Origin of the sequence: Algibacter agarivorans, from assembly GCF_039543245.1 — a bacterium.
Lineage (GTDB): Bacteria > Bacteroidota > Bacteroidia > Flavobacteriales > Flavobacteriaceae > Algibacter_G > Algibacter_G agarivorans.
In genome coordinates, this window is record NZ_BAABJJ010000021.1 from 15,407 (window position 1) to 32,529 (window position 17,123).

The window sequence follows — 17,123 nt, forward strand, 5'->3', positions numbered from 1 at the left end:
AAAAGGACGTTTCGTCAAAAAAAATATTTATTTCACAAAATGTTGTCAAGTTTACTAAAAATTACGCAAAAAACAATCATTATTAACACTTAAATAACCCTTGTGTAACTAGGCTATTCAATATTCATACCAAGAGTAGTATCTTTGCAATGCAAATTATCATATTATGAGTAAATCTGTTGCTGGTTTTTCCAAACTCTCCAAATCAAAAAAAATTGATTGGATTGTGGATACCTATTTTTCAAATACTGAGGACGCCAAAGGCGTTTTAAAACAATATTGGAATGATAACGAAACCTTGCAACAACTTCATGACGAGTTTATTGAAAATACCATAACTAATTATTATTTACCGCTTGGAGTGGCGCCTAATTTTTTAATTAACGATAGGTTATATGCCATACCCATGGCAATTGAAGAAAGTTCGGTAGTAGCAGCTGCGAGTAAAGCCGCTAAGTTTTGGTTAGAACGGGGCGGATTTAAAACTACCGTTATTTCAACTACAAAAATAGGTCAGGTCCATTTTATTTACAAAGGCGATTTTGAAAAGTTAAAACACTTTTTTAGTATCGTAAAAACAAAGCTTGTTGAACAAACTGACCATATCACCAATAATATGAAAAAACGTGGTGGTGGAATTATTGATATTGAGTTGCGCGATAAAACATCGGATATCCCAAATTATTATCAACTGCATGCTTCGTTTGAAACGCTAGATGCTATGGGTGCTAATTTTATAAATTCATGTTTAGAACAATTTGCAAAAACTTTTAAAAATGAAGCTTTATTATTTGATTTGTTTTCTGAGGACGACAAGCAGATTGAAATTGTGATGAGTATTTTATCCAACTATGTACCAGATTGTTTGGTACGTGCTGAAGTTAGCTGTAAAGTTGAAAACTTAAGTGAAAATGAATCCATATCAGGTGAAGCCTTTGCCAAAAAATTCATCCAAGCGGTTAATATTGCAGAAATCGAACCTTACCGTGCCGTAACCCACAATAAAGGTATTATGAACGGTATTGATGCCGTAGTTTTAGCCACAGGAAACGATTTTAGAGCAGTTGAAGCTGGCGTACATGCTTATGCTTCTAGAAATGGGAGGTACAGTAGCCTAACACATGCTAAAGTTGAAAATGGAATCTTTACATTTTGGATGGAGATCCCTCTGGCTTTAGGTACGGTTGGCGGACTTACAGGTTTACATCCCTTAGTAAAACTAGGCTTAGAACTGCTACACAAACCAACAGCCAAAGAACTCATGCAAATTGTAGCTGTGGCCGGATTAGCTCAAAACTTTGCTGCACTTCGTTCTTTAACGACAACAGGTATTCAGCAGGGACATATGAAAATGCATTTAATGAATATTCTAAACCAGTTTGAAGCTAGTAACATTGAAAAACAAACGCTAACCGAACACTTTAAAAATAATCCCGTTACCCATAGCTCAGTTACTGAAGCTATCAATACGTTAAGAATTAAGAGTGAAAAGTAAAACCTTATACAGCAACGGCAAACTGCTATTAACAGGAGAATATGTTGTACTTGATGGCGCGCTATCACTTGCCATCCCAACTAAATTTGGGCAATCTTTAACTTTTGAACCTATTAGAAAGCCAAAACTCATCTGGGAAAGTTTTGATGACAAGGGTAAGATTTGGTTTGAAAACGCATTCGATTTAAGAAATAATGAGATGCTAGAAACCCCAAAAGTTTCGGAACAACATGACAAAACATCGGAAAGATTATTACAAATTCTAAATGCTTCAAAAAAACTCAATCCAAATTTTTTAAATACTAATAATGGATTTAGAGTTACTACAAAATTAGATTTTCCAAAAAATTGGGGGCTAGGCACTTCTTCAACATTAATAAACAATATGGCTCAATGGGCCGAGATAGATGCCCATAAACTATTAGAAAACACGTTTGGAGGAAGCGGTTATGATATTGCTTGTGCACAATACAATTCCCCTATTACTTTTCAGCTAAAAAACGGCAAACCCATAGTAAAACAAATAGTTTTCAACCCTGTTTTTATTGAAAACTTATATTTTGTTCATTTAAACAAAAAACAAAATAGTCGTAAGGGCATTAAGCATTATCATGAAAATAAGGAAAATTCAAAATTGGCTATTAATAACATTAACGAGATTACTTCTCAAATGATTGCTTGCAATACTTTAGACCATTTTGAAACTTTAATAACACAACACGAAACCATCATATCTAAAATAACAAAACAAACGCCCGTTAAAGCCCTTTTATTTAATGATTTTAAAGGTGCTATAAAAAGTCTTGGTGCTTGGGGCGGCGATTTTGTTTTAGTAGCTTCAAAAGAAAAGCCATCAAAATACTTCAAGAAAAAAGGATTTGGAACTATTATCCCTTATAAAGAAATGGTTTTGTAAAGAACATTGACTAAATAGTACCAGAATATTACATAAGATTTACATATGTTTATACTTCAATTTCAATAAGTTTTAATATGAAAAAAATAGTCCTTTTAGTAGTTCCAATTTTATTATTAATTGGATTTAATGATACTAAGCAAACTTCAATGAAAGAGAACAAAAATCAGACAATAAAACAAAAAATTGATTCCCTTATAAAATTAATGACCATTGAGGAGAAAGTAGGACAAATGAACCAATACAATGGGTTTTGGGATGTTACTGGCCCAGCTCCTAAAGAAGGTAATGCAGAAAAAAAATATGAGCATTTACGAAAAGGATGGGTTGGATCTATGCTTAACGTAAGAGGTGTTAAGAACGTTCTTGCCGTTCAAAAAATTGCAGTTGAGGAAACTCGATTAGGTATTCCTCTTATCTTCGGGTTTGATGTTATCCATGGCTATAAAACACTAAGTCCTATACCCTTGGCAGAAGCGGCTAGTTGGGATTTAGAGGCGATTAAAAAATCGGCAAGTATTGCTGCTGCAGAGGCATCTGCATCTGGTATTAACTGGACATTCGGACCTATGGTAGATATTTCCAGAGATGCTCGCTGGGGTCGTGTTATGGAAGGTGCTGGCGAAGACCCTTTTTTAGGAAGTAAAATTGCAGAAGCCCGTATTACAGGCTTTCAAGGGAACGATTTATCTCAAGTAAACACGATAGCGGCATGTGCAAAACATTTTGCCGGATATGGTTTTTCAGAATCTGGAAGAGAATATAATACTGTTGATATAGGAATGTCTACTTTACATAATATTGTGCTTCCGCCGTTTAAAGCAGCAGTAGACTCAGGGGTTAGAACCTTAATGAATTCATTCAACGAAATTAATGGTGTACCAGTAACCGGAAGTTCTTACTTACAGCGCGATATTTTAAAGGGAAAATGGAATTTTGACGGTTTTGTAATTTCAGACTGGGCATCTATTGGTGAAATGATTTCATGGGGACATGCCAAAGACAAAAGAGAAGCCGCAAAAATTGCAGTCACTGCCGGTTCAGATATGGACATGGAATCTAATACTTATATAGAAGAATTGGCACAATTAGTTAAAGATGGTTTCATAGATGAAAAACTTCTAGATGATGCTGTAAGCCGAATTTTAAGGGTGAAGTTTGAATTGGGATTATTTGAAGACCCCTATAAATATTGTGTTGAAACTCGTGAAAAGGAAACAATAGGCAATCCAAAACACCATGAAGCAGTTTTGGATATGGCAAAAAAATCAATTGTGCTTCTAAAAAATGAAAACAATTTACTTCCATTAAAAAAAGAAGGTCAAAATATAGCACTTATTGGTGCTTTGGCTGCGGATAAAAATAGCCCTTTAGGAAGTTGGTGTATTGCCTCAGATGATAATACAGCAGTTTCTGTTTTAGAAGGTATGCAAGCTTATGAAAACAATTCTTTGGTGTATAATAAAGGTACTGATGTTTCTTTAGGAAAAACTACTTTTGTTAAAGAAGTTAAGATAAATACTTCTGATAAAAGTGAATTTAACGATGCTATCCAAGCTGCTAAAAAAGCTGATGTTGTGGTGATGGTTTTAGGTGAGCATGGTTTTCAATCAGGTGAAGGCAGAAGTAGAACAAATTTACAACTCCCAGGCGTGCAACAAGAATTATTGGAAGCTATTCACGAAGTGAATCCTAATATTGTATTAGTGTTGAATAATGGGCGTCCGCTTGCAATTACATGGGCTGACGAACATATACCCGCTATTGTTGAAGCGTGGCAATTAGGAACGCAAACTGGGCATGCCGTAGCTCAAGTTTTATACGGCGATTATAACCCAAGTGGAAAATTACCAATGACTTTCCCCAGAAATGTTGGACAGGTTCCCATATATTACAATTACAAAAATACAGGAAGACCAGTTGATAAAGATAATAACGTGTTTTGGTCACATTACATTGATGTTAATAACACACCATTGTATCCGTTTGGCTATGGCTTAAGTTATACAAGATTTGAATATAGCAGTCTTAAATTGAATGGTAGCTCTTTTAGTTTAGGCGAAGAAATAAGTGTATCTGTCGATATAAAAAATATTGGAAAAAGAGATGGCAAAGAGGTTGTTCAACTTTACATAAGGGATTTGTTTGGCAGTATAACTAGACCTGTTAAAGAACTTAAAGGATTTGAGTTGGTTAACATTAAAGCTGGAGAGACTAAAACAATCCAATTTACATTAAATAAAGAAACGCTAGGTTTTTATAATAATGAAAGTGAATATGTTATTGAACCTGGAGATTTTAAAGTTTTTGTTGGAGGAAGTTCTGCAGAAACCGTTGAAGCCGATTTTGAATTGAAATAATTCTGTTTGATGTTTTTCTTTTAAAGTTATTTTAATAAATCTCGGGCGTTTTATTGCGGTCATTTCAATGCAGAATTGGTATATCAATAAAAGACCACATTTGAATCTTAATATGAAAACATCTGATTTTATAAACAACAAAAAACCAGAGAAGTTAACTTCTCTGGTTTAATTTAATTTTATTAATAACTGTCAACCTATTTTAGGACGACTCACTATTATAAACATGTTCGCTCTTAGAACCAAAATTACATGTCTTTACTCTACACCCGACGCAAGCGTCGGAGAATTCTATTGATAAAATCCTAGTAGTTTTAAAACAACTATTTAAATAAATAAATTATTATAAATCTAATAATCCATTAGTTTTCCTAACACCTTCTGCACTAGCTAGCATGTGTGCTTTTTCAGCATCACTTAAAGGGATATCAACTATTTTTTCAATACCGTTTTTACCTAAAATTACTGGCACACCAATACAAATATCATTTAAACCATATTCACCATCTAAGAATGTAGAACATGGAAACATTTTCTTTTGGTCACAGGCAATAGCTTGAACTAAACCGCTAACTGCAGCACCTGGAGCATACCAAGCAGATGTTCCTAATAATTTAGTAAGTGTTGCTCCACCAACTTTGGTATCCTCAGTAACTTGTTCCAAGCGGTCTTCGCTTAAAAACTCAGACACTTTAATACTATTTCTTGTGGCCTGACTTGTTAATGGCACCATACCAGTATCACTATGACCTCCTATTACCATACCGTCAATATCACTTATTGGAGCTTCCATAGCTTCAGCTAATCTGTATTTAAAACGAGCAGAATCTAAAGCACCTCCCATACCAATAATTCTATTTTTTGGCATATCAAGAGTTTTATGTGCTAAATATGTCATAGTATCCATTGGGTTACTTACAACAATAAGTACCATATTTGGAGAATGTTCAAGTAAACTTGAAGATACCGTTTTTACTATCCCTGCATTAATGCCTATTAATTCTTCACGAGTCATTCCTGGTTTACGAGGAATACCTGAAGTAATCACACAAATATCACTATTGGCAGTTTTGCTATAATCGTTTGTAATTCCAGTGATTTTAGTATCAAATCCATTTAATGATGCACATTGCATTAAATCCATGGCTTTACCTTCTGCATACCCCTCTTTGATATCTAACAATACAACTTCTGAAGCGAAATTTTTAATGGCAATATACTCTGCACAACTGGCACCTACTGCTCCTGCTCCTACTACGGTTACTTTCATTTTTTAATTGTTTTATTTATTAGTATTAAATATGTTCTAATCTACTATGCAAAAATCATTATAAATTCAAATTATATATATGATTAAAGTCATGAACTTTAATTAATTTTAGTGAAAAAGACCACAAAAATCAACTCCTGCAAAATTACAAATTAAAACACTGTAATACCAATTCTGCATTGAAATTACTGTAAAAGAAAATGATGATTTTTTTCTTTATACGAAATAGAAAAATAAAGCATAGCCATAGTTACGGTTTCTTTTTATATTGATGTAGAAAGAAAGAAAGGGCGTTTTATTGCAGTAATTTCAATGCAGAATTGGTATAAATAAAAAAAGCACAGGACAAAATCCTGTGCTTTTTATAACAAAAATTAAATATAACTAACTAAAACTAAACAATTAATTCTTTTAAAACATTAGGTTACCTAAAACCGAAATGAATACCTATTGAAAATGCATCAAATTCAGATAGATGATATTCTGCGTTAAGTCTGAAAAAACCCAACTTTAATTTTGTTCCTACGGTTGCTCTTACTGAAGATACCTCACTTGATACTGAGAATGGGTCAACAATGGCTTGAGATGTTAACACACCATCTGTTACTCTATATGTTCCTAATAAATCAGATTCCGACTTTCCTTTAATAAACCCTAAACCACCATAAAAATTGATTACTGGTAATTTAGTTGAAGCAATTAGTTGAAGCAACCACGTATTTGTAGCATTTTCAATGCGCTGGTTTTCACCTTGTATTCCTGAAGATTCTGTTAAATTATATTCACCGTCTAAATGTGTGTAGGCCACTAAACCAGAAATAGCTACTGGCAGTAATTTATCTGCTGGCAACCATTTTGTAACTTCAAATTGTACACCTGCACCATACATGCTTAAACTTACATCATCTGTATCAATTTTTGGCACAAACCGTGCTTTTAATTCTATCCCTTTTACAAGTCCTAATGCGCCTTGTATAAATGCAGTAGGCAATAAATTGGCACTACTAGACCCTATGCCATTTGGCAACTCAATAGTTTCAGTTTGGTTTCCAAAAATCGGATCTTCGTATTCAACTTCTATAAAAACAGCTGGGTCATTTTCTCCCAGAACAGTTGCAACCATTTTTGAAGGTGAATTATCGGGAAATGAAATATTCTTATAACCAGCAGTCGTTAAATTAAACATTTTGTGTTCATCTTTTACTGATGCAGCGTTTAGTATAACTGAGATTTCAAAACCCCCTAAAGGTTTAGCATCTGCTGTATTAAACCAGTTAGCATTCATACTATGCATTAAACCGTTTGTACCCGGCGCTAAATAATCATTTGCAAAACGCTCTGCATCGTCAACACCTGCAGCAAGAAGCACATCAATATCACTTTGTGCTTTTGAAGTTATGGTTGCCAAACACAACAATATAAATAAGATTAACTTTTTCATTAATTATAGATTTGGTTTAACAAACATAAGAAAAAAAAACATTAAAACAAGCATTTAAACGTGATAAAATGCATTTAAACGAATTTTAATTAAATTTGAGGTAAAAAAATAGCCTTTATATCTAAGACATAAAGGCTATTTCAATTTCTGAACATATTTATTTACGCATCAATATTCGCATAAATAGCATTCTTTTCAATAAAATCTCTACGAGGCGGCACCTCATCGCCCATTAACATAGAAAATACTCTATCTGCTTCTGCACCACTGTCTACGTATATTTGGCGTAATGTTCTAAATTCAGGATTCATGGTTGTATCCCAAAGTTGTTCTGCATTCATTTCTCCAAGACCTTTATAACGTTGAATTTTTGCGCCATCTCCATATTGTTCCATTAAAGCTAAACGTTCATCATCATTCCAGGCATACTCCTTTTTAGCTCCTTTTTTAACTAAAAATAAAGGTGGTGTTGCTATGTAAATATGACCGTTTTCTATTAATTCTTTCATATATCTAAAAAAGAATGTTAGAATTAAAGTTTCAATATGCGAACCATCAATATCGGCATCACACATGATTACGATTTTGTGGTATCTTAATTTTGAAAGGTTAAGCGCCTTACTATCCTCTTCTGTCCCAATAGTTACACCAAGTGCTGTAAAAATGTTTTTAATCTCTTCATTTTCAAAAACCTTATGAGTCATCGCTTTTTCAACATTCAAAATCTTACCACGTAATGGCAAAATAGCTTGAAATGCTCTATCACGACCTTGTTTTGCGGTTCCACCTGCCGAATCTCCCTCGACTAAATATATTTCGCATTTTGCTGGGTCTTGCTCAGAACAATCAGATAATTTCCCTGGCAATCCACCAATACTCATTACGGTTTTACGTTGCACCATTTCACGGGCTTTTTGAGCTGCATGACGGGCTTGAGCTGCAAGTATCACTTTCTGAACAATGATTTTAGCATCGTCTGGATTTTCTTCTAAATAATCGGTTAGCATTTCTGAAACAGATTGACTTACCGCCGCAGAAACTTCTCTGTTACCTAATTTTGTTTTTGTTTGACCTTCAAATTGTGGTTCTTGAACTTTTACAGAAATAATAGCTGTTAATCCTTCACGGAAATCATCGCCTGCAATATCAAACTTCAATTTGTCTAACATGCCTGATTCATCTGCATACTTTTTTAAGGTATGTGTCAATCCACGACGGAAACCAGATAAGTGTGTTCCACCTTCATGTGTATTAATGTTATTTACATACGAATGTAAATTCTCAGCATATGATGTATTATAAATCATCGCTACCTCAACAGGAACACCATTTTTTTCACCTTCAAAAGCAATAACGTCTTTCATTAAAGGGTCTCTAGTCGCATCTAAATACTTGATAAATTCTTTTAGTCCTTCAGTAGAATGGAATGTTTCACCTTCAAATTCGCCATCTTCTTTTATATGTCTTTTATCAACTAAATGAACGGTAATCCCTTTATTTAAGTAAGCCAACTCACGTAAACGACTCGCCAAAGTATCATAACTATACTCTAAAGTTTGTGTAAATATGGTGGAGTCTGGTCTAAATGTTACTGTTGTACCACGTTTATCAGTTATTCCAATCTCTTTTACAGGATACATGGATTTACCACGCTCATATTCTTGTTCATAAACTTTACCATCTCTATAAACGGTTGCTCTTAAATGTTCTGATAATGCATTCACACAACTTACACCAACACCGTGAAGTCCACCAGATACTTTATAAGAATCTTTATCAAACTTACCTCCTGCTCCAATTTTAGTCATTACAACCTCAAGTGCAGAAACGCCTTCTTTCTTGTGTAAATCTACAGGAATACCACGACCATCATCTTCTGTAGTAATCGAATTATCTTCATTTATAATAACAGTAATATTGTTACAATGTCCTGCTAAAGCTTCATCAATCGAGTTATCGACAACCTCATAAACTAAATGGTGTAAACCACGCGTACCAACATCACCAATATACATGGATGGACGCATACGAACGTGCTCCATACCTTCTAAAGCCTGAATACTATCTGCCGAATAATTATGCTTATTAAATTCTTCTTTACCTTCGCTCATATTATATGTTTTATCTTAATTTGAATATCATTTTGTATCACAAAAAAAGATGCTTAAAAAGCATCCTTCTGAATACAAACAAATATACGAATATTTAAGGCTATTTAAAAGCTTTTTATCGAGTCATTCGTATAATTATCAACATTTGTTAATTACTTTAAAGTGGCTTAAATCGACTAAAAAGGGGCTTAAAAAGGAATTTCATAAATTTTAATCAAAATTAAAAACCCTAAAACAGAAAAACACTTCTAAGGCTTTATTTCAGACTTTAAACTTGTAAAAAAATATTTATATTTACTCAAACGTTGTAGCCAATACAAGTAAAAAATAAATACTCAATCATGACATTTGTCACGTTCTGACATAAGAGATAATAATATTTTTGTCAAAAATTTTTAGAAGATTATTTCACATGAAAAAAATAAAAGCCCAACTAGCTAAACTAATTTTTTTAGGATTATTCTTGTTTCCTATAGCGTTAATTAGCCAAGAAGAAAAAGAATTTAAACCTAAAATAAATTGGAATATCACCTCTCAAATTTGGTTAAGATATTCTGATTTAAACGACGGTTCTCTTATATACGACGAACCTGCTTCAGAATTTTTAGATATCTCTATAAGACGGCTACGTATTCCTGTGTCATCTCAAATAACTCCTAAAATTTTTGCTTATGCTATTTTTGGAGGCAATAATTACAATTTTAAAAACAAAACCTTTTCGCTCGATGTTTTAGATTTATACGTAGAATATAAATTTGCCAAATTTTTAGAGGTAGGTGTTGGGAAATCGGGTTGGCAAGGACTAAATAGATGGAATATTCGTTCGGCAAAAACCATGATGGGATTAGACTCGCCACTTTTCACCTTAAACTCTGTTGAAAAAAATGATGATTTAGGACGTTTATTTGGTGTTTGGCTTAAAGGACAAACCGGGCAGTTTGATTATAGAATCGCCTTTAACAGACCATTCGCCGTAATCAATATACCCGATGGAGAGGTCAATTTCGCGAATAGCAAACCTAGGGTAAAAACCTCATCTTATGTAAAATATCAATTTTTCGAGCATGAATCAAACAAGTCTGCTTACCAAACAGGGACTTACATGCAAACTAAAAAAGTGTTTAATATTGGCGCAGGTTTTCAGCATCAAGAAAAAGCCATGAGCAATGGCGACGCAAAACTTGAAAGCACTACGCTTTACGATATCAAACATTTTGCAGCAGATTCATTTTTAAATCTACCACTTGCTAACGGCAATGCTATAACGGCTTATTTAGGATTTTTTGATTACGATTTTGGAGAAAACTATATTAGAAATGTTGGCGCCAACAACCCTACAACAGGAGGCGGAACAGATTTTAACGGAGCTGGTGTGGCTTTCCCTATGATCGGTACAGGTACCACTTGGTATACGCAATTTGGGTATGCATTTAAGCAAACCGAAATTTTAAGCCAACCCATGATTATCCAACCAAACATAGCCATACAACACTCCAATTGGGATGCCCTAGAAGATAATATGACGGTTTTCGATTTCACCATTAATTTCCTGTTGGACGGCTCGCACAATAATAAATTCAGTTTAGGCTATCAGCACCGTCCTATTTTTGATGCCACAACTTTAAAACAAAAAGCTTACAAAGGCATGGCTGTATTACAATATCAAATTTCAGTAAAATAGAAAACAGGCTATAATCGTACAAAAGAGTTTAACATTCTAAAATACAGGCGAAACGTTAATTTTCATTATTAAACCAACAAACAAGTATTCATTTTTTTAATAATTTGATAATTACAGTAGGAACTTCTGAAAAAAGACACCAATTAGGTTTTTAATCTATATATTTGGCGTGATAAACGAATTATGTTAAATAATATCGACAATAATAATTTCAATAATCCTAATTTTTAGGATCAGGAAGGTTATTGTTTAAAAATATATAAAGCCTTCCAAATTTGGAAGGCTTTTTTTTGAATAAAAAATTTCTTGAAAGCAGCTATTCTAAATGTTAAATCATTTAGATGTTATAATAGTTTCATTTTGGGCATAGAGCAAAAAAAAGAAATTTTTTATTCTGCCCCACCCGAAATTGCAAAATGGCAATTTCGACCTCCCCAAAAGGGAGTTGAGTACGGAAACCCCGAGACAGAGTCATCGGGGAATTATTTTAATTTAAAAATTAAGACATGAGTAAAATTATGACCGTCGACGTCTTGTCGAGTATTAAAGGAGCGCAGCCATCAGAGGCTGTAAACAAATTATTTGAAGTGATTAAAAACGCGAATACAACAAATAATAATGCTTTTAATAAAAATCATGATAATGCGGTGTCCCTAGATACTTTGAGAGACGATGTGGTTATGGATAGCTCTCAGATAGAAAAACAAATCATTATTGAAAACTTCCCGAAAGAAAAAAACGGCTATTTAGTAGTTTCTAAAGTCATAGAAGAATAATTATGGACTCTCAAATACATAAGATTCATCAGCAATTGGTGAATAAAAACATCACTTGCACAGCATTAGTACAAGAACGATTAGACGCTTTAAAGCAGAACACGAACAACACCGTAAATTCATTATTAGATACTTCGGCTCTAGATTTAGCAGCTAAAGTGGATGCTAAAATCGCCAATGGTGAAACTATTGGTTTATTAGAAGGGATTCCTTTTGGAATTAAAGATGTGTATATGGTGCAAGGCACGCTTACTACTGCGAGTTCTGATTTACTTAAAAATTACAAAGCCGCATACACAGCAACAGCCATTCAAAAATTATTGGATGCTGGGGCTATACCTTTAGTAAAAGAAAACTGCGATAGTTTTGGTCACGGCTCATCTAGTGAAAACACCATTTTTGGCGCCGTTAAAAACGCGATAAACCCCGATTTAGTTGGTGGTGGTTCTAGTGGCGGTTCTGCGGTTAACGTTGCAAAAGATTACACCGTATTTTCTATTGGAGGCGACACGGGAGGCTCTGTTCGTCAACCTGCAGGTTATAATAATGTGTATGGCTTAAAACCCACTTACGGACGTATTTCACGTTACGGGTTAATGGCTTATGCATCGTCCACAGACTGTGTTGGGCCTATTGCAAAATCTATTGAAGACATCCGTATTGTTTTAAATGTGATGAGTGGCAAAGATGGTAAAGATCAAACCACTTACGCTTCCGCGGAAATATCTCAGGATGCTATTTCAACTTCGGAAAGCATTAAAACCGTCGGTTACTTTAAAAACTTCATAGAAACCGATGCGATTGATGGACAAGTAAAATCTGATTTCTTGGCAGCTATAGAAAAAATAAAAGCCAAAGGCATTCAAGTGAAAGCTTTAGATTTCTTTGAGTCTGAAACTTTAGTATCTACATACTATACCTTAGCCATGGCAGAAACAGCCTCTAACTTATCTAGATTAGATGGCACCAATTACGGCAATCGTATTGAAGGCCATAACTTAATAGACAGCTATGCGGTAACACGTTCTGAGAATTTTTCAGAAGAAACAAAACGCAGAATTGTTGGTGGAAACCAAGTATTATCACAAGGATTTTCAGACGAAATTTATTTAAAAGGATTAAACCTTAGAGATCAAATTTCTGAAAACTTCGAAAAAGATTTCAAAGAAGTCGATATCATCATATCGCCGGTTACACCGAGCACACCACCTAAAATTGGCGATAGTTTAAAAGACCCATTGGCTATGTATTTATCCGATGCGTATACGGTTGGCTTTAGCTTAGGACAATTACCAACGCTAACCGTACCACAAGGCACAGCAACAGGTTTACAAATTACGGCTGCAAAAAATAATGACGAACTCGTTTTGAAGTTTGCTAACTTCTTAAAAGACACGATATAATGGAATTAGAACAATTAAACGAGCTGCTTAAAAAGCATGAATTAGAGTTAGTTATCGGTGTGGAAACCCACGTGCGATTAAATACCAAAACGAAGTTATTTTGCTCTTGTGCCAATCAAGAAATAGAAACCCCTAACCAAAATATCTGTTCGGTGTGTACGGGACAAATGGGCGTTTTACCCGCTATTAATAAAGAAGCTATTAAAAAGGCTATTTATTTCGGGAAAGCGGTAAAATCAACTTTCGAAAACGAAGTGATTTCTTGGGATAGAAAACATTATGAATATCCTGACAACCCGAAAAACATACAAATTACACAGTTTCATAACCCTGTAATTCCAGACGGACAAGTGTCTTGTTTCCGAAATGACGGCTCTCAGTTTACGGTTAATTTAACGCAGGTTCATATAGAGGAAGATGCCGCTAAATTAATGCACGAGAAAAAAATATCGTTAGTCGATTTTAACAAAGCTGGTGTACCTTTAATAGAAATTGTTACCCAACCTTGCATTCGTCATATAGAAGACGTGTCCACCTATGCGCAATACATTCATCGTATTGTTCAGAACATCGGAATTTCCGAAGCCAACCTTGAAAAAGGGGAATTCAAATCGGATGTGTCTGTATCACTTCGTAAAAAACGCGATTATAATTTAAATCCACGTACCGAAATAAAAAACTTGAACTCGTTTAAGTTTATGGTCGACGCCTTAAAGGAAGAAGTTGAAAAACAACTCAACTATTTCTTAGAACATGGCGCGTTTAGACCAGACCAAACCACGGTTTTATGGGATGCTGAATTAAAGCAAACCAAAACCATGCGTAAAAAGGAATTTGAAGCAGATTACCGTTTTATATCCGAACCAGATTTACCTTTTGTAAGCATTAAAGAGGTGGTAGAGTCTATTGATGTCGATTTAAGCACCTTGCCTTTTGCTGTAGAATCCATTTTAATAAAAGGTGGTGTGTTACCGCAAGACGCGAAGTTCTTTACAGCAGACTCCTTACGTTCGGAAACGTTTATTGCCATTAACAATGTGATTAAAGACCCATCGTTTGTCGCCAAAACATTAGTCAATAATCTTGCTGCCGATGAGTATGCAGATATTCACAGCATAGCACATTTAATAGAGATTTTTCAGCTTTTTAAAGATGAAAAAATCACATCGGTTTTAGTACAAAACGCCATAACGTCTTATTTAAAAGACCGAAGTTTTGATTACAATCAGTATTTTGAAGATAACACCATTTCAGAATCTCAAATAAAGGACGCTATTGTAAAAGTGATTTCAGAAAATGAAGCCATTGCTATCGACATTCAATCTGGAAACCAAGGAAAAGCTGGTATTCTAGTTGGAAAAGTGATTGGGATAATTGGAAAAGGCGCTTCAGGAAAAGTGATTCGTGAGGGGATTTTGGAAGCGCTTGCTGGAAAAATTGACGGAAGACGGAAGACGGAAGACGGAAGCTCAGCTAAACAACAAACACCTCAACAACAAACTACAAAAAAGGAAGAAGAAGTTTTACCAGAAATCCCTTTAGTAATAAAAGAGGAATACCGAACCCATGTAATCTCTGATATTTCAGATGAAAGCATTAACGAAAACGTCACCTTTTCTGGATGGGTGTCTAGTGTGCGTGACCATGGCGAATTAATTTTTATCGATTTACGCGATTCTAGTACACAAGTGTTCCAAGTACGATTAAGTAGAGAATCGTTTGCTAATTTAGATGAGTTGGTAAAATTGAAACCAGAATCGGTTATTACCGTATCTGGAACCATTGTACAACGTAAAGAAGACGATTATAACGCTGCTTTAAGAACGGGTAAAATAGAATTAGAAGCCAAAGATTTAGAAATCCTAAACCTTTCTAAAACCTTACCTTTTGAAATAAAACGAGCAACAAAAACCAATGAAAATGTTCGTTTTCAATATAAATATTTAGACCACAGAAATGATGATGTCCGTCGTGTGATTGTAAATCGCCACAAAGTCATCAAAATGATGCGTGATATTTTAGACGCCGAAGATTTCCTTGAAATAGAAACCCCTATTTTAAGCGCAGGAACCGACGAAGGCGCGCGCGAATTTATTGTACCAACACGTAAGCAAGCCGGCTCGTTCTATACACTGCCACAAGCACCTCAGCAATTCAAACAAATGTTGATGGTTTCTGGTTACGAAAAGTATTTCCAGTTGGCACGTTGTTTTAGAGATGAAGATTCTCGTGGCGACCGTCAACCAGAATTCACGCAATTGGATATTGAAATGGCCTATGCCAGTATGCAACAAATTATCGATTTGAACACGAAAATGTTCAATGGTATTGTTGAAAACATATATGGTAAAAAATGGATTCTACATCCGTTTGAAGTCATTACCTATAAAGACGCTATGGATTATTATGGCTGCGACCGTCCAGATTTACGCTTCGGCTTAAAACTACAAGACATTACAGCTATTGTAAAAGACACCACCTTCCAAGTATTTAGTAAACCTATTGACGAAGGCGGTATTGTAAAATGTATTAAAGTATCTGCTGAAGAGCAAGGCAACAAACGTTTATCTAAAGGTCAGATTGAAAAACTAACCGCCATAGCGCAACAACACGGTTTAGGTGGTTTAGCGTATATTATTGTGAACGAAAATGATTTGCAATCGCCAATTATTAAGTTTTTAGGTGAAGATATTGCTGCAGGAATCATCAAAACGACAAATGCGCAAGTTGGCGATGTTGTATTCTTCTCTGCTGCAGATTATACTACAGCAAATAAAGCTTTAGATGCTGTTCGTCAAGCATTAGGCAAAATGCTCCGTTTAATCAACCCGAAGGAATTAAGACCTGCTTGGGTTGTAGATTTCCCGATGTTTGAAAAAACAGATGAAGGCCGTTGGACGTTTACACACAACCCATTCTCCATGCCTGCTATTTATGATATTGACAAACACATGAATGGTAAAGAGGAGGAGATTGGAAGCATCATCGCGCAACAATACGATTTAATCTTAAACGGTTACGAAATTGGTGGTGGCTCTGTGCGTGCGCATAAACCTGAAATTTTAGAAGCCACGTACAAAAACATGGGCTATAACAAAGAAGAGATGATGAAGAGCGTTGGCACCATGTATAAAGCGTTCCATTATGGCGCACCGCCACACGGCGGTATTGCTTGGGGTGTAGATAGATTGATGATGATTTTAGAGAAAAAAGCCTCTATTAGAGAAGTGATGGCATTCCCAAAAACAGGAACTAGCGAAGATTTACTGTTTGGTGCGCCTTCTCAATTATCTGATAAAAAGGTAGAGGAGATGAATGTTAGGGTTATTAGGAAGTGATTTAGTTTTATAAAAAAGACATAAGTACATTACAAAAATATTGTATGTTGAATGCTAATCTGAACGCTCCTAAGACATTGGAAACCTTCTTTTTAATAGCTTTTCGACTTTAGTTTATACTGAGTTTAGTCGAAGTACTCAGTATAAACTAAATCGATGGGCTCAATGTGACACTTTTATTTTTGTCATGTACTAATATTTTTTGTCATGTACTAAAAGAAAAGACATGTATTTAACCCAACTATCTTAAATACAAAACCATAGAGACGTTTTATGGATTTCATTTTGCCAAAAACCAAAAACCCGATTTTTGTTATTTAGGATTTCCGTTT

General features: G+C 34.8%; 10 protein-coding genes. 7 read left to right on the forward strand and 3 right to left on the reverse strand.

Going from position 1 to position 17,123, the window contains the following annotated elements; genetic code table 11:
- The first annotated feature begins 166 nt into the window (after positions 1-166).
- From ABD935_RS08060 to bglX, 3 genes are all read left to right on the forward strand, one after another.
- On the forward strand, positions 167-1,495 hold the full coding sequence (locus ABD935_RS08060) for a hydroxymethylglutaryl-CoA reductase, degradative (protein ID WP_345191317.1): 1,329 nt from the start codon (positions 167-169) through the stop codon (positions 1,493-1,495).
- Positions 1,485-2,411 (forward strand): GYDIA family GHMP kinase, encoded by a 927-nt coding sequence (locus tag ABD935_RS08065; RefSeq protein ID WP_345191318.1) that lies wholly within the window; start codon positions 1,485-1,487, stop codon positions 2,409-2,411. Before ABD935_RS08060 ends, ABD935_RS08065 begins: the two co-directional genes overlap by 11 nt.
- Before the next feature lie 77 nt (positions 2,412-2,488).
- Entirely contained in the window at positions 2,489-4,771 is a 2,283-nt protein-coding gene (gene bglX, locus ABD935_RS08070; RefSeq protein ID WP_345191320.1) for a beta-glucosidase BglX, read from the forward strand.
- A gap of 343 nt (positions 4,772-5,114) precedes the next feature.
- On the opposite strand, the gene ABD935_RS08075 is transcribed toward bglX, so the two are convergent.
- From ABD935_RS08075 to gyrB, 3 genes are all read right to left on the reverse strand, one after another.
- A complete protein-coding gene (locus ABD935_RS08075; protein WP_345191321.1) occupies positions 5,115-6,041 on the reverse strand; it encodes a malate dehydrogenase in 927 nt (308 codons plus the stop codon).
- 424 nt (positions 6,042-6,465) lie between these two features.
- The gene (locus ABD935_RS08080; RefSeq protein ID WP_345191322.1) at positions 6,466-7,482 is read right to left on the reverse strand and encodes a DUF6588 family protein; all 1,017 of its coding nucleotides are present in this window, start codon (positions 7,480-7,482) and stop codon (positions 6,466-6,468) included.
- Positions 7,483-7,643: 161 nt separating this feature from the next.
- Positions 7,644-9,593, reverse strand: coding sequence for a DNA topoisomerase (ATP-hydrolyzing) subunit B (gene gyrB / locus ABD935_RS08085; protein ID WP_345191324.1), 1,950 nt, complete (start codon positions 9,591-9,593; stop codon positions 7,644-7,646).
- A 412-nt stretch (positions 9,594-10,005) separates the two neighbouring features.
- Here gyrB and ABD935_RS08090 point away from each other — a divergent pair, with 412 nt between their 5' ends.
- From ABD935_RS08090 to gatB/aspS, 4 genes are all read left to right on the forward strand, one after another.
- On the forward strand, positions 10,006-11,274 hold the full coding sequence (locus ABD935_RS08090) for a porin (RefSeq protein WP_345191325.1): 1,269 nt from the start codon (positions 10,006-10,008) through the stop codon (positions 11,272-11,274).
- A 506-nt stretch (positions 11,275-11,780) separates the two neighbouring features.
- Entirely contained in the window at positions 11,781-12,050 is a 270-nt protein-coding gene (locus ABD935_RS08095; protein ID WP_345191327.1) for an Asp-tRNA(Asn)/Glu-tRNA(Gln) amidotransferase subunit GatC, read from the forward strand.
- A gap of 2 nt (positions 12,051-12,052) precedes the next feature.
- Positions 12,053-13,453, forward strand: coding sequence for an amidase family protein (locus ABD935_RS08100; protein ID WP_345191328.1), 1,401 nt, complete (start codon positions 12,053-12,055; stop codon positions 13,451-13,453).
- Positions 13,453-16,791: a bifunctional amidotransferase subunit GatB/aspartate--tRNA ligase AspS gene (gatB/aspS, locus tag ABD935_RS08105; RefSeq protein ID WP_345191330.1), complete on the forward strand. Its 3,339-nt coding sequence runs from the start codon at positions 13,453-13,455 to the stop codon at positions 16,789-16,791. The genes ABD935_RS08100 and gatB/aspS overlap by 1 nt, the downstream gene beginning before the upstream one ends.
- Positions 16,792-17,123: the final 332 nt, after the last annotated feature.